This window comes from Sinomonas susongensis, from assembly GCF_005877005.1.
In the GTDB taxonomy this organism is placed as follows: Bacteria; Actinomycetota; Actinomycetes; order Actinomycetales; family Micrococcaceae; genus Sinomonas; species Sinomonas susongensis.
Window position 1 is genome coordinate 137,049 of record NZ_SSNH01000002.1, and the last position, 16,644, is coordinate 153,692.

Sequence of the window (16,644 nt, forward strand, 5' to 3'; positions counted from 1 at the left end):
GCCGTGTCAGAACGAGATGAGCTTGACGAGCTCGCCGACCTGATCCTCCGGCAGACTCCTCGCGATGTCGGCCTGGGCCACCATGCCGACGAGGTCGTGCCCGTCGATGACGGGAAGCCGGCGGACCTTGTGGGCCTGCATCGTCTTGATTGCCTCCTCGACGCTGTCGTCGGCGCCGATGGTCACGGGCTTGCCCTCAGCGAGGCTGCCGGCCTTGGTGTTCCGCGGATCGCCTCCTTCCGCGAGGCACCTCACCACGATGTCCCGATCGGTGATGAGCCCTTTGAGGCGCTTGTCCTCGCCGCAGATGGGCAGCACCCCGACGTCGAGGTCCCGCATCTTCTGTGCGGCGACCTCGAGGGTCTCGTTCTCCCCGACGCACTCGGCGCCTGGAGTCATGATGTCGCGCGCGGTAGTCATCCGATCCCTCCTGTGGACGGACGGGCCGCGGTACCGCGGCCCGGTTTGTTGCGGTGGCGGTAGCGAAGCCGCAGCCCCGGCGAAGCGGGACCGCTCTCGGATTACCCGCAGCGCGGAGCAGAAAACTCCGCACGGCAGAAAGCGCGTCACCCTGAGGGCGGAACGCTTGTAGACCACCGCCAACCGCGGGGCAGGCTGGGTCGTCGGCTCCTCACAAAATGGAGCACGACGGCGGTGCGTAGCCTTCTGGATCAGAGCCCCGGCACGGTGCCGGGCGACCTAGGAGGACCGATGAGCCAGAAGACAGAGCCCACCGCTCCCGGAACATCCGAGAAGCGCCGGACGTGGGACGCGCAGTCCCTCGCACTCGTCGCGGTGTTCGCGGCGCTCATCGCGGCGTCCGCCCTCGCGCCGGGCATCCCGGTGGGGAGCTTCGGCGTCCCCATCACCCTCCAGACGCTCGCCGTGGCGCTCACCGCGCTGGTCCTCGGCGCGTCGAGGGCCGCGGCCGCCGTCGGACTCTACCTCGTGCTCGGTTTCGCTGGCCTGCCGATCTTCTCCGGGGGCCGAGCGGGCCTGCAGATCCTGGCGGGCGGTTCGGCCGGCTACATCGTGGCCTTCTTCGTCGGTGCCCTGGTTCTCGGCGCGCTCGCCCAGCTCGTCGTCCGCCGCGCCTCCACTCGCCGTCGCACCCTGTGGTTCTTCCTCGCCGCGACGGCCGTGTCCGTCGTCATCGTGCACGCGTTCGGCGTCCTCGGCATGATGGTCAACCTCAAGCTCTCGTGGCAGGCTGCCTTCGTCGCGGATCTCGCGTACTATCCGGGCGACATCCTCAAGAATGTTGTCGCGGCCCTCGCCGCGACGGCCGTCCACCGGGCGTTCCCCGACGTGCTGGTCCGGCGGGTCCGCCGCGCGTGAGCCGAATCGAACTGGCCGGAGTGCGCGTCACGGTGCCCGTCGACGCGGATTCAGGTCCGAGGGAGAAGGTTGTGCTCGACGGGGTGGACGCGGTGCTCGCCGAGCGCCGCGTCGCCGTCGTCGGGGCCAACGGTTCCGGGAAGTCGACGCTGCTCAGGCTCCTCAACGGGCTTGTCGAGCCGACCTCGGGGACGGTCCGCGTGGACGGCCTGGATACGCGTCGGGAAACCCGGGCGGTCCGCCAGCGCGTCGGATTCGTCTTCACGGACCCCCTGTCGCAGCTCGTCATGCCGACGGGGCGGGAGGACGTCGAGCTCTCCCTGCGCCGCCGTCACCGGGACCGGGCAGCGCGGGCCGCGGCAGCCCAGGAGGTGCTCGACCGCTTCGGGCTCGCACGGCTCGCCGATCAGAGCGTCTACGAGCTCTCGGGCGGCGAACGGCAGCTCATGGCGCTGGCTGCGGTGCTCGCCGTCGAGCCCGCCGTCCTGGTCCTCGACGAGCCCTCGACCCTGCTCGACCTCCGCAACCGGGAGCTCCTGCGGCGCACCCTCGCGGCGCTCCCCCAGCAGGTGGTCCTCTCGACCCACGACCTCGAGCTCGCCCTCGATGCGGAGCGCGTCATCGTGGTGGAGGCCGGACGCATCGCGTTCGACGGCGAGCCCACGGAAGCGGTCCGGTTCTACCGCGACCTGTGCGGCGCGGGATCCGGGCCCCTCTGATGCGCACCCAGAGGTCTGGCGGGATCCTCGCCGGTTACGTCGCCGGGAACTCCTGGCTGCACCGCACGCCCTTGGCATGGAAATTCCTCGCGGTGCTCGTGGCGGGCACGGCGAGCTTCCTGCTGCTCGACTGGCGTGCCTCTGCGGCGGCGCTGTCCGCCGTCGTGGCGGCGTGGCTCACTGCAGGCCTCGGGTTGCGGCGCCTTGCGGCCTCGTCGCGGGTCGTGGCGCCGTTGTTCGCGGTCCTCTTCGCGTTCCAGTGGTGGCAGCAGGGGCCGGCCACCGCAGCCCGCATCGTCCTGAACCTCCTGCTGTGCTTCGTGGCCGCGGGAATCCTGACCGCGACCGTGCCGCTGCAGGACCTGCTCGACTCCGTCGCCCGGCTCGCGTCCCCGTTCCGCCGCTTCGGCGCCGATCCGGAGCGTTTCGCGCTCGCGATCGCGATCATGGTCCGCAGCATTCCCGTCCTCGCGAGCGCCTTCGACGAGGTGGGGGACGCAGCGAGGGCGCGCGGGCTCGAGCGCAGCGTGCGCGCGCGGACGCTGCCCGTCGTGCTCTCGGCCGTCGACTACGCGCGGCGCACCGGGGACGCGCTGGCGGCCAGGGGACTCGGCGAGGCCGACGACGACACGCCCTCCGCCTAGCGCGCGTCCGGACCCGCCAGCAGAGGTCAGACGGGCAGGCGGCGGGTCTCGAAGAGGGCGGCCGTGCCCAGGCCGCCCGCCGAACTGATCATCGCCAGGCACAGCGACCCTTCCGGGAGCGCCTGGGCCCGGGCGAGGAGCCGCACGACGGAGACCGCGCCCGAAGCCGCGTAGGCGTGGCCGAGGGCCAGCGAGCCGCCGTCGGTGTTGAGGACACTGTCCACCTGCGCGTCGTCGAGGCCGAGCCGATCCATGCAGGCGAGCACCTGGCCTGCGAAGGCCTCGTTGAACTCGACGGCGGCCAGGTCACGGGCAGCGAGGCCGTGCCGCTCGAGCAGGGCCTCGACGGCGGCCGCGCCGCCCAGCCCTAGTCTGCGCGGATCGACCCCTGCCGTCGCCGCGCCGAGGAAGGCGAGCGCCGTCTCCCGTGGACGGCCGAGGTCGGTAGCATGTCCCGGCCTCGCGACGAGGACGGCCGCGGCACCGTCGGCGTCGCTGCACGAGTTCCCGGCCGTGACTGTGCCCCCGGGCACGAACGCCGCCGGGAAGCGGGCGAGCAGCGGCGCGTCGAGCCGGGCCCGGGGCCCGTTGTCGGCCGTCACGAGAGCTGCGCCTGCCCACACCGGGACGAGCTCGGCGTCGTACGCCCCGTGCGACGCCGCCGCGAGCGCGCGTCGATGGCTGCGCAGGGCGAAGCGGTCCTGGCGCTCCCGGGAGACGCCGGCTTCGCGGGCGACAGTCTCGGCAGCCACCCCCATGTCCGGGTCGCCGTCCCCGTCGTCGCCGGTCGGAGCGTGCTGGGCCCGCGAATAGAACTCGATCGCGCCGCCCGGAGCACGCCGTCCCCGAACGGGAGCCGTGCTGGCCGACTCCGCGCCGCCGGCCAGGAACAGGCCACCCGCGTCCGCCTGGGCGAGCCGGCACGCCAGGACAATCGCATCGAGGCCCGAACCGCACTGGCGGTCGACCGTGAGCCCCGGAACCGACTCCGGCAGGCCTGCCTCGAGCGCGGCCAGGCGCGCGAGATTGCCGCCACCACCGGCCGCATTTCCGACCACGACCTCCGCAACGGACTCGGGCGAGACCCCCGTCATCTCCACGAGCTCGCGCAGGACCGGCGCGAGCAGGTGCTGCACCTCGACGCCGGCGAGCGAGGTTCCGGCACGGGCGAGCGGGGTCCGCAGGCCTGCCACGATGAGCGGGGCCGCCGTCGCGTCAGGCAAGCTGCCGCGCACGGCTGTCGCCCTCCAGGATCCACCGCTGGAACTCCGCACGGCTGAGCTTCCCGCGCTCCGTGACAGGCAGCTCGTCCAGTTCGAGGTACTGGTTCGGCCGCTTGGCGGGGGCGAGCCGCCCTTCGAGCCCAGCGCGGAGCTGGAGCTGGCAGAGCCCGGCGTGGGCCGGCACTATCCCGGCGACGATGCGTTGGCCGCGGACGTCGTCCGGCACGCCGGCGACGACGACTTCGGCGACGCCGGGGAGCATCGCGAGCGCAGCCTCCACCTCATGCGGGTACACGTTGTGGCCGCCGGTGTTGATCATGTCCTGCGTCCGGCCCAGAACGTGCAGCTCGCCATCGCGTACGAAGCCCTGGTCGCGCACAGTGCACCAGTCGCCCAGACGCGTGAAGGCGCGGCCGTCGTCGCCCCACACGTAGCCCTGGCTCACCATCGCGCTCCGCACCGCGATATTTCCGGTCTCGCCGGGCGGGAGGGGAAGGCCCTCGTCGTCGAGGACTGCGAGTTCGACGCCGGGGAACGCCCGTCCGACGGCGGTGCCCACCTCTGCGGGCCCCTCACCCGGACGATGGGATGCCGCGGCCACGAAGCTCAGTTCGGAGGCGCCGTAGTACTCCCACACGACCGCGTGGGGCGCCCAGCGTCGGGCTGCCTCGAGGGTGCGCCGGTCGAGCTTCTGGCCGGAGCAGACCATGGCGGAGATGCCGCTTGCGTCGACGTCGCCAGCGAGGCCCCGCTCAGCAATCACGCGGAGCATCGTCGGGACGAGCACGAGCCGTGTGATGCCGCGGCCCAGGATTTCGGCGTGCGAGTCCGCGACGTCGAAGTGCGGCAGCGTGTGGAAGGTGGCGCCAGCGTAGAGGCACTCGGAGAGCGTGTACAGGTTGAGGCTGGCCGAGAGCGGACCCGGGGCCAGGACGCGGTCCTCAGGCGTCAGCTCGAAGAGCCGGATCGAGGCGTCGAAGGATCGCCGCCACGACGCCCTCGTACGGGAGAAGGCCTTGGGCACCGACGTCGTTCCGGACGTCAGGCCGACGAGGAAGCTCGCGTCGTCGTCGCCGTCCTCGAGGGGCGCCGGGCCGAGGGCAGCGTCGCGCCAGCGCTCGGCGAGGAGGCCTCCCACGCGCTCCGCGAGGGGTTCGGGCCACGTCGGGTCGAGCACGGCGCACTCCCGGCTGGCCGCGACCCCCGCCGCCCACCGCACGGCGAAGCCCACACCGTTGGGTTCGCGGAGCACGCGCACGTCCTGGCCCGAGCCCGCGAGGCTTCGGGCCTCGTCCGCAAGCTCCGCCCACGAGAGGTGCTCATGTCCGCACACGACAGCGGGTTCGTCCGGCTTCTCGGCCGCCCACGCGGCGAGACGGTCGAGGAAGGGCATCCCACGATTTTATCGGGCGACCACCCGGGAGCGCGGTTCTATGCGCTTCGATGACGGTGCTTGACTCGACCGCGCTGGTCCTAGTGCCGGCGCCCAAGGCCCCCGCGGACGCCATCTGCGCCGGGGACGGCGACGGCCGGCGGCCCCTCCGCGAGGAGGAACCGCCGGCCGTCGGCCGACTGGACGCCGAAGGGACCCCGCACGGCCCTCTGCAGGGGGCGCGAGAGTCGGATGGGCGGTCAGATGTTGAAGCCGAGCGCCCTCATCTGATCGCGCCCGTCCTCGGTGATGCGCTCCGGGCCCCACGGCGGCATCCACACCCAGTTCAGGCGCCAATCGTCAACGACGCCGTCGAGGACCTGGCCCACCTGCTCCTCGAGCATGTCGGTGAGGGGGCAGGCTGCGGTGGTCAGGGTCATGCTGATGAGCAGCGTCCCGTCCTCACCGTATTCGAGCCCGTAGACCAGCCCCAGATCCACGACGTTGACGCCCAGCTCGGGGTCGATCACGTCCTTGAGCCGCTCCTCGACATCCTCGAGGGCGGTCTGTGCTGGCTGGATCCCAGCAGCTTGGGGATCAGACATGGCTCTCCTTTTTTGGGCCGGTTCTTGGGCTAGGCCTGTGCCGTCGAGGCGGACCCGGCGAGGTAGCGGTCGTAGCCCTCTTCCTCGAGGCGGTCTGCGAGCTCGGGGCCGCCCTGCTCGGCGATCTTGCCGTCCACGAAGACGTGGACGAACTCGGGCTTGATGTAGCGCAGGATGCGCGTGTAGTGGGTGATGAGCAGCGTGCCCATGTTGCCCTCCGCGTGGGCGCGGTTGACTCCCTCGGAGACGATCTTGAGCGCGTCGACGTCGAGTCCCGAGTCGGTCTCGTCGAGGATCGCGAACTTGGGCTTGAAGAGCTCGAGCTGGAGGATCTCGACGCGCTTCTTCTCACCGCCCGAGAAGCCCTCGTTGACGTTGCGCTGGGCGAAGTCGGCGTCGATGCGCAGCTGCGCCATCGCGTCCCTGACGTCCTTGGTCCAAGTGCGGATGGCCGGGGCCTTCCCGTCGATCGCGGTCTTCGCGGTGCGGAGGAAGTTCGTCATCGTGACGCCAGGCACCTCGACGGGGTACTGCATCGCGAGGAACAGGCCCGCCCGGGCGCGCTCGTCGACGCTCATCGCGAGGACGTCCTCGCCGTCGAGCGTGATGGAGCCCGAGGTGACGGTGTACCGCGGGTGGCCCGCGATCGTCGAGGCGAGGGTGGACTTGCCCGAGCCGTTGGGTCCCATGATGGCGTGAGTCTCGCCGGTCTTCACGGTGAGGGTCACACCCTTGAGGATCTCCTTGACGCCCTGCTCGGTCTCGATTGAGACGTGCAGGTCCTTGATCTCCAGAGTCGACATGTGGTTTCTCCTTGCGCCGGCGCCGCCGGACTGTGCTCAAACGGTGCCCGGCTCACGCCGGGCCCAATCCTGTGGGTCAGTATTCTCCGGCTTCGAGCTCGCGCTCGACTGCCTGGGTGAGGTGCTCTTCGATGGAGGGAACGCCGATCTTCTGGATGATCTCGTTCAGGAAGCCGCGCACGACGAGCCGGCGGGCGACGTCCTCCGGGATGCCGCGCGCCATGAGGTAGAACAGGTGCTCGTCGTCGAAGCGGCCGGTCGCGCTCGCGTGCCCGGCGCCCTTGATGAGGCCGGTCTCGATCTCGAGGTTCGGCACGGAGTCCGCGCGCCCGCCGTCGGTGAGGACGAGGTTCTGGTTCTTCTCGTAGCTGTCCGTGCCCTCGGCCTGCTTCTGGATCAGCACATCGCCGACCCAGACCGTGTGCGCGTCCTTGCCCTGGAGAGCGCCCTTGTACAGGACGTTGGAGACGCAGTTCGGCTGAGCGTGGTCCACGAACGTGCGGTGCTCGAGATGCTGGCCAGCGTCGGCGAAATACAGGCCGAAGAGCTGGGCCTCGCCGCCCGGGTGCGCGAACCGCACGGTCGGGGTGAGGCGCACGAGCGAGCCGCCGAGCGACACCGCGACGTGCTTGATCTTCGCGTCCTGGCCCACCTTGACCTGCTGCGACGAGGCGTGGACGGACCCGTCCTGCCACTCCTGCAGCGAGACGAGGGTCAGATCGGCGCGGTCGCCCACGACAATCTCGACGTTCTCCGCGACGATCGCCTCACCGCTGTGGTTGAGGACGACGACGGCGCGTGCGCCCTCCTCGGCGACGATCACGACGTGCTGGGCGGCGGGCGCGGGACCCGCGCCCGTCAGGGTCACGAGGACGCGGTCCTCGAGCTGGGCACCGGCCGGGACGGTGATGACCGTCGCCGCGCCGAAGTGCTCCCAGGCATTCGCGGACACGCGGTCCTCGGGGATCCCGGCCGAACCGATCCGGGCATCTTCGCGGCCCACGGTCTCGACGCGGACCTGCTCAGGCGCCTCGACAGCGACGGCGGGTGCCGCGCCGTCGAGCGCGCTCTTGTGCAGGCCGCCGAGGCGGCGCAGCGGCGTGAAGCGCCACTCCTCCTCGGTTCCCTTGAGCTCCGGGAAGTCCGCCAGCCGGTAAGAAGTGAGACGCCCCGCACGCGAACTGTCGGGGATCCCGTAGCCGCCCCCGTGCGAGTGGCTCTTGGCTGCGTCTCCGCCGAGCGGTCCCGTGGCCACCGGCGCCGGCGAGAGCCTCTCGCCCTCTTCGGTGAAGCCGTCGATCGACGGCGCTCCGAGGCGGGCTGCGTTCTCAGCGGCCTTTTCCTTGACTTCAGTCATTAACCGACGGACCCTTCCATCTGCAGTTCAATGAGGCGGTTCAGCTCGAGGGCGTACTCCATCGGCAGCTCGCGCGCGATCGGCTCGATGAAGCCGCGCACGATCATGGCCATGGCCTCGTCCTCCGGGAGCCCGCGGGACATGAGGTAGAAAAGCTGCTCCTCGCTCACCCGCGAGACCGTCGCCTCGTGGCCGAGCACCACATCGTCCTCACGGATGTCGATGTACGGGTAGGTGTCGGAGCGGGAGATCGTGTCGACGAGCAGGGCGTCGCAGCGGACCGTGTTGGCCGAGTGCTTCGCGCCCTCGCGGACCTGGACGAGGCCGCGGTAGGCGGCACGCCCGCCGCCTCGGGCGACCGACTTCGAGACAATCGAAGACTTCGTGTTCGGCGCGATGTGGACCATCTTGGAGCCGGTGTCCTGATGCTGGCCCTCGCCCGCGAACGCGATCGAGAGCGTCTCGCCCTTGGCGTGCTCGCCCACGAGGTACACGGCCGGGTACTTCATGGTGACCTTCGAGCCGATGTTGCCGTCGATCCACTCCATCGTCGCGCCCTCGTGGCAGATGGCGCGCTTCGTCACGAGGTTGTAGACGTTGTTCGACCAGTTCTGGATCGTCGTGTAGCGGACGCGGGCGCCCTTCTTCACGACGATCTCGACCACGGCCGAGTGCAGTGAGTCCGACGTGTAGATCGGTGCAGTGCAGCCCTCGATGTAGTGGACGTAGGAATCCTCGTCGGCGATGATCAGCGTCCGCTCGAACTGGCCCATGTTCTCCGTGTTGATGCGGAAGTAGGCCTGGAGCGGGATCTCGACGTGGACGCCCTTCGGGACGTAGACGAACGAGCCGCCCGACCACACCGCCGTGTTGAGGGACGCGAACTTGTTGTCGCCGACCGGGATGACCGTGCCGAAGTACTCCTGGAAGAACTCAGGGTGCTCCTTGAGCGCAGTGTCCGTGTCGAGGAAGATCACGCCCTGCTTCTCAAGGTCCTCCCGGATCTGGTGGTAGACGACCTCGGACTCGTACTGCGCGGCGACGCCGGCGACGAGACGGCTGCGCTCAGCCTCGGGGATGCCGAGCTTCTCGTAGGTGTTGCGGATATCCTCGGGCAGGTCCTCCCAGGACGCGGCCTGCTTCTCGGTGGAGCGCACGAAGTACTTGATGTTGTCGAAGTCGATGCCGGAGAGGTCGGCCCCCCAGAGCGGCATCGGCTTGCGGTCGAAGTACTTGAGGCCCTTGAGCCGCAGGTCGAGCATCCAGTCGGGCTCGCCCTTCTTCGAGGAGATGTCACGGACCACGTCCTCGTTGAGTCCGCGGCGGGCATTGGCACCGGCAACGTCCGTGTCGGCCCAGCCGTACTCGTAGGTGCCGATCCCGTGGAGCTCGGGGTTCTTCTCCAGAATCTCCGAGATCACAGTGGGCTCGACGTCCACGTTGTGCTTCTCGGCCAGTTGATCCGTCATCACGGCCTCTCGTTCGTATGGAGTTCTTCTGCGTCCGTATGGAGTTCTTCGGCTGTGCTGCCTGCCACGCCGGGGACGGCGGCCAAGTGGGCCCCCCGCCCCGTGGGGATGTGGGTCGTGCACACGTGGCCGCCCGACGCGAGGGTCGAGAGGCGACGCACGTCGACACCGAGCAGGCGCGAGAATACGGCGGTCTCGGTGTCACAGAAGACAGGGAATTCGGCGGCGAGCTGCTGCACGGGGCAGTGGCCCTGGCACAGCTGGACGCTCGCGAGGTGGTCGGGGATCCGCTTGCCCCCGCGGCTCGTGACCTGGGCCGAGGACGCCACGAATCCATCGTTCGTGAGGGCTTCGGCGAGGGCACGGGAACGCGCGGCGATATCGTCCCCGGCGGCGTCGACGAGCGGCTGGTACCGCTGTTCCATAGCGGCGAGGCGCTCCTCGGCGAAATCCTCGACGGCGCCGGGACCGGCGACGTCGGAGAGCCGGTGGAGGGCTGTGCGGGCGATGTCGAGGTAGTCGTCGCCGATGGACGACTGGCCGCGCGAGGTCAGTACGTAGCGGCGTGCCGGCCGGCCGGCACCCGTCCCTGAGGTCGCAACGCGCTTGACCTCGACGACGCCCGAGCGTGTGAGGGCGTCGAGGTGGCGCCGGACCGCGGCGGGTGTCACGCTGAGCAGCTCGCCGAGCTCCGCCGCGCTCACGGGACCATGCTCGAGCACCGCACTGAGGACGCGATCGCGCGTGCGGTCCTCGGCGTCGCGAGGCACACTTCCGCCCCGCGCCTGTGGCATCGTCATGGAATACACAACACAATCTTCACCTAATCTGTTCCTCACCTCCAGTAAGGACGGGCTTAGTTGGAAGAGAGGTGCGTCACATCGGCCGCGCCCAAGCCCCCTGAGCCGACGTCGGGCGGCTGCTACTACATTGCGTAGAATGGGTTGGTGCTCAGAACCGGTTCCCCGTGCCTCGAGATCGAGGGGCTGATCCACGACGTCGGGCCCATCGCCGCCGAGGGCGGCCGCATGAAGCGCGTGCTCGCCGGGGTCGACCTCACGGCCCACGCCGGCCAGGTCACCGTCCTCCTCGGCGTCAACGGGGCAGGCAAGACGACGACCCTCGAGTGTGCGCAGGGCCTGCGCCGTCGCACGGGCGGCACGATCCGCCTTCTCGGCCATGACCCGCAGACCGCCGGTGCCGACCTTCGGGCACGTGTCGGCGTCATGCTCCAGGACGGCGGCCTTCCGCCTTCCGCGCGCCCCATCGCACTCCTCAAGCACGTTGCCGGCATGTATCGCAATCCCCTGCCCGTCGACGAGCTGGCCGATCGGCTCGGGCTCAACGAGTTCGCGGGCACGAACATCCGCCGGCTCTCGGGCGGCCAGAAGCAGCGCGTCGCCCTCGCGGCGGCGCTCGTGGGCCGTCCCGAAGTCGTCTTCCTCGACGAACCGAGCGCCGGGCTCGACCCCCAGTCCCGACAGGTGGTCTTCGAGCTCATCCGCGAGCTCCGCTCCCAAGGCCTCGGGATCATCCTCACGACCCACCTTTTGGACGACGCCGAACGGCTCGCGGACTGGGTGGCGATCCTCGACCGCGGGCGCATCGTGGCGGAGGGGACCGTCGCCGAGCTCCTGGGCGGCGCGAGCCAGGCCGCGCGTCGTCTGACTGTCCGCGGACCAGCGGGGCTCGACCTCGCGCTGGCCTTCGCCGGTACGCGCCCGCTCGTCCAGGTCCACGAGTCCCCCGCCGGCCACTACACGGCTGAAGGCGAGCTGACCACCGCGCACCTCGCCGCCCTCGCCCAGTGGCTCGATGCCCGGGGAATCATGCCGAGCTCCCTCGAGCTCGGCAGCCGGAGCCTCGAAGACGTGTTCCTCGGCATCGCCGAGGCATCGGCCGCGGAGGACTCCCTGCGCGCCGGGCGAGAGAAGGAGACCGAAACAGCATGAGCACCGCCACCCCTCTCTCGGGACGTGTCTGGCAGCAGGGTCGCTACGAGACCCTCGCGATGCTGCGCAACGGCGAGCAGCTCGTGCTGATGGTCGTCCTTCCCCTCATGGCCCTCATCGGCCTCACGGTGACGCCCTTCCTCGACGGGCTCGGCCCGAACCGCGTCGACGTCGCCGCACCGGGCGTCCTCGCCCTCTGCACGATGTCGACCGGCTTCACTGGCCAGGGCATCGCGACGGGCTTCGACCGCCGCTACGGGGTGCTTCGCTTCCTCTCGACCACGCCCCTCGGCCGTGCCGGGCTCATCGCAGGCAAGACCATCGCGGTGCTCGTCGTCCTCGCCATCCAGGTCGTCGTGATCGGCGGCATCGCTTGGCTCATCGGGTGGCGGCCGTCCTTCCCCGGCGCGATCCTCGGACTCGTCCTTCTCGCGATCGGTGCCGGCGTGTTCACCGCGCTCGGGCTCCTCGTGGCCGGAACCGCCCGGCCGGAGGCCACGCTCGCCGTGACGAATCTCGTGTGGATCCTCTTCGGAGTCTTCGGCGGCATCGTCATGCCCAGCACGAAGCTCCCGTCGCAGATCTCCGGCATTGTCGGCTTCCTGCCCTCGGGAGCCCTCGGAGACGCCTCCCGGGCCGCGTTCCTGCACGGGTCCCTCGACGTGCAGGCGGCCGTCGTCCTCGTCGTCTGGGGCGCCGCAGCCGGCCTCGCCGCTTCCCGCTGGTTCAAGTGGAACTGACCGTCACACCCCTCCCCACCCCCGATCCCGGAGAGAATCAGACCATGTCCCAGACCGCCGTCCGCCGCATCGCCGGCTGGCTGCCCACCGCTGTCGACGCTCGCGTGCGCGCACTCGCCGTCGCTTCGCTTGTCGGGCAGATAGTGCTCATCGTGACGGGCGGCGCCGTACGCCTCACCTCGTCCGGCCTCGGCTGCCCGACCTGGCCCCGGTGCACCGCGAACTCGCTCACGACCACCCCCGAGATGGGCTACCACGGCGTGGTCGAGTTCGGGAACCGGCTCCTCACCTTCGCCCTCAGCGCCGTCGCCGTCGCGTTGCTCGTCGCCGTCTGGAACCTGCGGAAGGAGCGCAAGGACCTCTTCTGGCTCGCCGTCGCGCTCCTCGCGAGCATCCCGGCACAGGCGATCATCGGCGGCATCTCCGTCCTGACGCAGCTGAACCCGTGGGTTGTCGCCCTGCACTTCCTCGTGTCGATGGCACTGGTCGTGTTCGCGACGCTCCTCGTGAACCGGGCGTATGGGCGAGCAGGCCGGCTCATGACCCACTCGCTTCCTGCCCTCCCAGGCTCGATGCGCCCGGTGACGGCCGTGACGGCGGCCGCCGTGGCACTCGCCGTCGTCCTCGGCGTCGTCGTCACGGGCGCGGGGCCCCACGCCGGCGACGCCAACGCCCCGCGCAACGGGCTCGACTGGGACCTCGTCGCGCATCTGCACGCCGCGCCGGCCTACCTCGTCACGTTCGGCGCGCTGTTCGCGCTCGTGGTCGTGCTGGCCCGGCGCGTCGTGGGACCGTTCCGGACGGCCGTCCTCGGACTCCTGGGCCTCACGCTGCTGCAGGCGGCCGTCGGCATCACGCAGTACTACACCGGCATCCCGGCCCTGCTCGTGGGACTGCACATGTTCGTCGGCGCCCTCCTCATGGCCGAGGCGACCAACGCCGCCGACCTTGCCCGCTGGAGCCCCCGGGCCTGAAGAGTCAGTCACGAAGCAGGAAGGGCCGCGGCGATAACGCCGCGGCCCTCCCTGCTTGGAGCTCTTCGTGAATCAGTGGACGAGCGGCAACCCGACGAAGGGGTCGACCGCGAGAGCGAGGAAGAGGATCGTGAGGTAGCTGATCGATCCGTGGAAGACCTTCATGGCCTTCTTGTCCTCGATCTCCTCGCGCTGAGCCCTCGAGTACAGGCCGTGCGATTCCCGCAGGAACCAGGCGCCGGCGACCGCGGCTGCGATCGTGTAGACCCAGCCGGCGTGCCCGAGCGGGATGAGGAGCAGCGAGCAGATCACCATCGCCCACGCGTACAGCACGACCTGGACCGACACGATCTTCGCGCCCGCGACAGCACCGAGCATCGGCACGTGCGCGTTGCGGTAGTCCTCGCCGTATCGCATCGACAGCGGCCAGTAGTGGGGCGGGGTCCAGAGGAAGATGACCATGAAGAGGACGACGGCGGGCCAGCCCACTGTGCCCGTCACCGCTGCCCAGGCGATGAGCACCGGGAAACAGCCGGCCGCCCCTCCCCACACGATGTTCTGCGCCGTGCGGCGCTTGAGGACGAGCGTGTAGACGACCACGTAGAAGAAGATCGCGCCCGCGCCGAGCACCGAGGACAGCGGGTTCGCCCCGAACCACAGGATCGCGAGCGACGCGATCCCGAGGATCCAGGCGAACGCGAGGGCCTCGCGAGGCGTCACCTCGCCGGTGACCAGGGGGCGGTTGACCGTGCGCCGCATCAGGCGGTCGATGTCGCGGTCGATGTAGCAGTTGAACGCCCCGGCGCTCCCGGCGGCAAACGCGCCGCCGATGAGCGTAGCGGCGATGAGCCCGATCGACGGGAATCCGCGCTGGGCGTAAATCATCGTCGGGAGCGTGCTGACCAGGAGCAGTTCGATGACGCGAGGCTTCGTGAGCGCCACGTAGGCCTTCAGCTTGCGGGCTACCCGCGACCCCTCTGGGCGGGCGGGTGCATGGGCATCGGTACTCACGGGTGCGCGACTCTTTTCTTCTTCTCTCGGAGCCTCCATCATACCCGCGCGCGTACCACCGCCGCTTCCGCCGACCCGTCCGACGGCGGCCCTGCAGGATTCACAAACCGCGCAATTTGAGGCAAACCCTGACCTCGGAGGAGGCGCGTGCGTAGTATGTGAGCTGGTTGTCCCGATACCGCAATGTGCGGGTTACGTGCCGGGACGCACAAGAAGACGTTTCAATGGTGAACGGCCGGCCGGCTGCCGAGGGCCCACCATGACGGGTTCCTGAGGCAGCGGTCCGCCGTCAGCGATGGAGAGGGGCTCGTTTACGTGCCTGCTGTGGATGTTGAAGAACTGACGTGGACTGACGTTGACCGCAAAGCGGTGGACACGATCCGTGTGCTGGCGGCCGATGCGGTGCAGAAGGTCGGCAACGGACACCCGGGCACGGCGATGAGCCTTGCTCCCGCCGCGTACCTGCTGTTCCAGAAGCTCATGCGCCACGATCCGGCGGACCCGCAGTGGATCGGCCGCGACCGGTTCGTCCTCTCCCCCGGCCACTCCTCGCTGACCCTTTACATCCAGCTGTTCCTGGCCGGGTACGGCCTCGAGCTGGAGGATCTCCAGGCGCTCCGCACGTGGGGCTCGCTCACCCCGGGCCACCCGGAGTACGGGCACACCAAGGGCGTCGAGATCACGACGGGCCCCCTGGGCCAGGGCCTCGCCTCCTCGGTCGGCTTCGCTTACTCGCAGCGGCGCGAGCGGGGCCTGTACGATCCGCAGGCGCCCGAAGGCCAGTCGCCCTTCGACCACACCGTGTGGGTCATCGCCTCCGACGGCGACCTGCAGGAGGGCGTGACCTCCGAGGCGTCCTCGCTCGCCGGCCACCAGGAGCTCGGCAACCTCGTGGTGATCTACGACGAGAACCACATCTCGATCGAGGACGACACCGACGTCGCCTTCACCGAGGACGTCCTGAAGCGCTACGAGGCGTACGGCTGGCACACCCAGCGCGTGGACTGGACTGCCTCGGGCGAATACGTCGAAGACGTGCAGCAGCTCTATCAGGCCCTGCTCGCGGCCAAGGCCGAGACGGGCCGCCCCTCGATCATCTCGCTGCGCACGATCATCGGCTGGCCTTCGCCGACGAAGAAGAACACGGGCAAGATCCACGGCTCCGCGCTCGGCGCGGACGAGGTCGCGGCCCTCAAGGAACTCCTCGGCTTCGATCCGGAGAAGTCCTTCGACGTCGACCCGGAGGTGCTCGCCCACACCCGCGGCGCCCTCGAGCGGGGCCGTGAGGCCCGCGCCGCGTGGCAGGAGACGTTCGACGCGTGGGCGTCGGCCAACCCCGAGGCCGCGAAGCTGCACGAGCGGATCGAGGCCCGCCGCCTCCCCGAGGGCTGGGAGGAGTCCCTCCCCGAGTTCCCGGCCGGCAAGGACGTCTCCACCCGCGCCGCCTCCGGCAAGGTCCTCAACGCCATCGGCCCGGTGCTGCCCGAGCTCTGGGGCGGCTCGGCCGACCTCGCGGAGTCGAACAACACGACGATCGAGGGATCGCCCTCCTTCATCCCGGCCTCGCGCTCCACGGCCGCCTGGAAGGGCAACCCCTACGGGCGCGTGCTTCACTTCGGCATCCGCGAGCACGCCGCGGCGTCGATCGTGAACGGCATCACCCTCGGCGGGAAGACCCGGGCGTTCTCGGGCACCTTCCTGATCTTCTCCGACTACCAGCGGCCGGCGATCCGCCTCTCGGCGCTCATGGGCATCCCGTCGACCTACGTGTGGACGCACGACTCGATCGGGCTCGGCGAAGACGGACCGACCCACCAGCCGGTCGAGCAGCTCGCCTCGCTCCGCGCGATCCCGAACCTCGACGTCGTCCGCCCCGGCGACGCGAACGAGGTCGCCTGGGCGTGGAAGACGATCCTCGAGCGTCACCACAATCCTGCCGGCATTGTCCTGACCAGGCAGAACCTGCCGACCTGGGACCGCGGCGAGGGTGGCTTCGGCTCCGCTGCCGGCGTCGCCAAGGGCGGCTACGTGCTCGCCGAGGCCCAGCGCGACGGCCAGGACGTGACCCCCGACGTGATCCTCATCGGCACCGGTTCCGAGGTCCAGCTCGCTGTGGCGGCCCGCGAGGCGCTCGCCGCCGAGGGCATCGCGGCCCGCGTGGTCTCGATGCCCTGCGTCGAGTGGTTCAAGACCCAGGACCCGGCCTACCGCGAGTCGGTCCTGCCCGCCGAGGTGAAGGCGCGCGTCTCCGTCGAAGCCGGCCTCGCGCTCGGCTGGGCAGAGTTCGTCGGCGACGCCGGCCGCAGCATCAGCCTCGAGCACTACGGCGCCTCGGCCGACTACAAGACCCTGTTCACCGAATTCGGAATCACCTCGGAGGCAGTCGCCCTCGCCGCCAAGGATTCAATCGCGGCTGCTCAGCGTTAACAGAAGAGAG

At 70.0% G+C, this 16,644-nt stretch carries 16 protein-coding genes; 7 read left to right on the forward strand and 9 right to left on the reverse strand.

Annotation, left to right across the window (positions count from 1 at the left end):
* Positions 1-6: 6 nt before the first annotated feature.
* The gene (locus tag E6A21_RS03810) at positions 7-420 is read right to left on the reverse strand and encodes a CBS domain-containing protein (RefSeq protein ID WP_138442815.1); all 414 of its coding nucleotides are present in this window, start codon (positions 418-420) and stop codon (positions 7-9) included.
* 291 nt (positions 421-711) lie between these two features.
* Between E6A21_RS03810 and E6A21_RS03815 the strand changes: the two genes are divergently transcribed.
* From E6A21_RS03815 to E6A21_RS03825, 3 genes are read left to right on the forward strand one after another with little or no spacing between them, the layout of a single operon-like run.
* Positions 712-1,338, forward strand: a complete 627-nt coding sequence (locus tag E6A21_RS03815; protein WP_138442816.1) for a biotin transporter BioY — start codon at positions 712-714, stop codon at positions 1,336-1,338.
* The gene (locus E6A21_RS03820) at positions 1,335-2,057 is read left to right on the forward strand and encodes an energy-coupling factor ABC transporter ATP-binding protein (RefSeq protein WP_138442817.1); all 723 of its coding nucleotides are present in this window, start codon (positions 1,335-1,337) and stop codon (positions 2,055-2,057) included. The genes E6A21_RS03815 and E6A21_RS03820 overlap by 4 nt, the downstream gene beginning before the upstream one ends.
* On the forward strand, positions 2,057-2,701 hold the full coding sequence (locus tag E6A21_RS03825; RefSeq protein WP_138442818.1) for an energy-coupling factor transporter transmembrane component T family protein: 645 nt from the start codon (positions 2,057-2,059) through the stop codon (positions 2,699-2,701). The genes E6A21_RS03820 and E6A21_RS03825 overlap by 1 nt, the downstream gene beginning before the upstream one ends.
* A 26-nt stretch (positions 2,702-2,727) precedes the next feature.
* On the opposite strand, the gene E6A21_RS03830 is transcribed toward E6A21_RS03825, so the two are convergent.
* The 7 genes from E6A21_RS03830 to E6A21_RS03860 form a co-directional block, all read right to left on the reverse strand.
* Entirely contained in the window at positions 2,728-3,936 is a 1,209-nt protein-coding gene (locus E6A21_RS03830) for a thiolase family protein (protein ID WP_246036181.1), read from the reverse strand.
* On the reverse strand, positions 3,917-5,317 hold the full coding sequence (locus E6A21_RS03835) for a class I adenylate-forming enzyme family protein (protein ID WP_138442819.1): 1,401 nt from the start codon (positions 5,315-5,317) through the stop codon (positions 3,917-3,919). Before E6A21_RS03835 ends, E6A21_RS03830 begins: the two co-directional genes overlap by 20 nt.
* 239 nt (positions 5,318-5,556) lie before the next feature.
* Positions 5,557-5,901 carry a metal-sulfur cluster assembly factor gene (locus tag E6A21_RS03840; RefSeq protein ID WP_138442820.1) on the reverse strand — a complete coding sequence of 115 codons (345 nt, stop codon included), beginning with the start codon at positions 5,899-5,901 and terminating at the stop codon, positions 5,557-5,559.
* Positions 5,902-5,930: 29 nt separating this feature from the next.
* Positions 5,931-6,704 carry a Fe-S cluster assembly ATPase SufC gene (sufC, locus tag E6A21_RS03845; protein WP_138442821.1) on the reverse strand — a complete coding sequence of 258 codons (774 nt, stop codon included), beginning with the start codon at positions 6,702-6,704 and terminating at the stop codon, positions 5,931-5,933.
* Positions 6,705-6,780: 76 nt separating this feature from the next.
* The gene (sufD, locus tag E6A21_RS03850; protein WP_138442822.1) at positions 6,781-8,061 is read right to left on the reverse strand and encodes a Fe-S cluster assembly protein SufD; all 1,281 of its coding nucleotides are present in this window, start codon (positions 8,059-8,061) and stop codon (positions 6,781-6,783) included.
* The gene (gene sufB / locus E6A21_RS03855) at positions 8,061-9,530 is read right to left on the reverse strand and encodes a Fe-S cluster assembly protein SufB (RefSeq protein WP_138442823.1); all 1,470 of its coding nucleotides are present in this window, start codon (positions 9,528-9,530) and stop codon (positions 8,061-8,063) included. Before sufB ends, sufD begins: the two co-directional genes overlap by 1 nt.
* Positions 9,530-10,330, reverse strand: a complete 801-nt coding sequence (locus E6A21_RS03860) for a helix-turn-helix transcriptional regulator (RefSeq protein WP_138442824.1) — start codon at positions 10,328-10,330, stop codon at positions 9,530-9,532. Before E6A21_RS03860 ends, sufB begins: the two co-directional genes overlap by 1 nt.
* A gap of 144 nt (positions 10,331-10,474) precedes the next feature.
* On the opposite strand from E6A21_RS03860, the gene E6A21_RS03865 reads away from it, so the two are divergent.
* From E6A21_RS03865 to E6A21_RS03875, 3 genes are read left to right on the forward strand one after another with little or no spacing between them, the layout of a single operon-like run.
* Positions 10,475-11,482 (forward strand): ABC transporter ATP-binding protein, encoded by a 1,008-nt coding sequence (locus E6A21_RS03865; RefSeq protein ID WP_425471513.1) that lies wholly within the window; start codon positions 10,475-10,477, stop codon positions 11,480-11,482.
* On the forward strand, positions 11,479-12,222 hold the full coding sequence (locus E6A21_RS03870) for an ABC transporter permease (protein WP_138442825.1): 744 nt from the start codon (positions 11,479-11,481) through the stop codon (positions 12,220-12,222). The genes E6A21_RS03865 and E6A21_RS03870 overlap by 4 nt, the downstream gene beginning before the upstream one ends.
* Before the next feature lie 44 nt (positions 12,223-12,266).
* The gene (locus E6A21_RS03875; protein WP_138442826.1) at positions 12,267-13,196 is read left to right on the forward strand and encodes a COX15/CtaA family protein; all 930 of its coding nucleotides are present in this window, start codon (positions 12,267-12,269) and stop codon (positions 13,194-13,196) included.
* Positions 13,197-13,268: 72 nt separating this feature from the next.
* Here E6A21_RS03875 and E6A21_RS03880 read toward each other — a convergent pair whose 3' ends face one another.
* Positions 13,269-14,246 (reverse strand): heme o synthase, encoded by a 978-nt coding sequence (locus tag E6A21_RS03880; RefSeq protein WP_138443091.1) that lies wholly within the window; start codon positions 14,244-14,246, stop codon positions 13,269-13,271.
* Between the two features lie 285 nt (positions 14,247-14,531).
* On the opposite strand from E6A21_RS03880, the gene tkt reads away from it, so the two are divergent.
* Positions 14,532-16,634, forward strand: coding sequence for a transketolase (gene tkt / locus E6A21_RS03885; RefSeq protein WP_138443092.1), 2,103 nt, complete (start codon positions 14,532-14,534; stop codon positions 16,632-16,634).
* The last annotated feature ends 10 nt before the right edge of the window (positions 16,635-16,644 follow it).

Bases quoted from the DNA above. Each gene is read 5' to 3' on its own strand.
- E6A21_RS03815 (WP_138442816.1), top strand. From the start codon at position 712: ATGAGCCAGAAGACAGAGCCCACCGCTCCCGGAACATCCGAGAAGCGC.
- E6A21_RS03880 (WP_138443091.1), bottom strand. From the start codon at position 14,246: ATGGAGGCTCCGAGAGAAGAAGAAAAGAGTCGCGCACCCGTGAGTACC.
- E6A21_RS03860 (WP_138442824.1), bottom strand. From the start codon at position 10,330: ATGACGATGCCACAGGCGCGGGGCGGAAGTGTGCCTCGCGACGCCGAG.
- E6A21_RS03835 (WP_138442819.1), bottom strand. From the start codon at position 5,317: ATGCCCTTCCTCGACCGTCTCGCCGCGTGGGCGGCCGAGAAGCCGGAC.
- E6A21_RS03825 (WP_138442818.1), top strand. From the start codon at position 2,057: ATGCGCACCCAGAGGTCTGGCGGGATCCTCGCCGGTTACGTCGCCGGG.
- sufC (WP_138442821.1), bottom strand. From the start codon at position 6,704: ATGTCGACTCTGGAGATCAAGGACCTGCACGTCTCAATCGAGACCGAG.
- E6A21_RS03810 (WP_138442815.1), bottom strand. From the start codon at position 420: ATGACTACCGCGCGCGACATCATGACTCCAGGCGCCGAGTGCGTCGGG.
- sufB (WP_138442823.1), bottom strand. From the start codon at position 9,530: ATGACGGATCAACTGGCCGAGAAGCACAACGTGGACGTCGAGCCCACT.
- E6A21_RS03875 (WP_138442826.1), top strand. From the start codon at position 12,267: ATGTCCCAGACCGCCGTCCGCCGCATCGCCGGCTGGCTGCCCACCGCT.
- E6A21_RS03870 (WP_138442825.1), top strand. From the start codon at position 11,479: ATGAGCACCGCCACCCCTCTCTCGGGACGTGTCTGGCAGCAGGGTCGC.
- E6A21_RS03840 (WP_138442820.1), bottom strand. From the start codon at position 5,901: ATGTCTGATCCCCAAGCTGCTGGGATCCAGCCAGCACAGACCGCCCTC.
- sufD (WP_138442822.1), bottom strand. From the start codon at position 8,061: ATGACTGAAGTCAAGGAAAAGGCCGCTGAGAACGCAGCCCGCCTCGGA.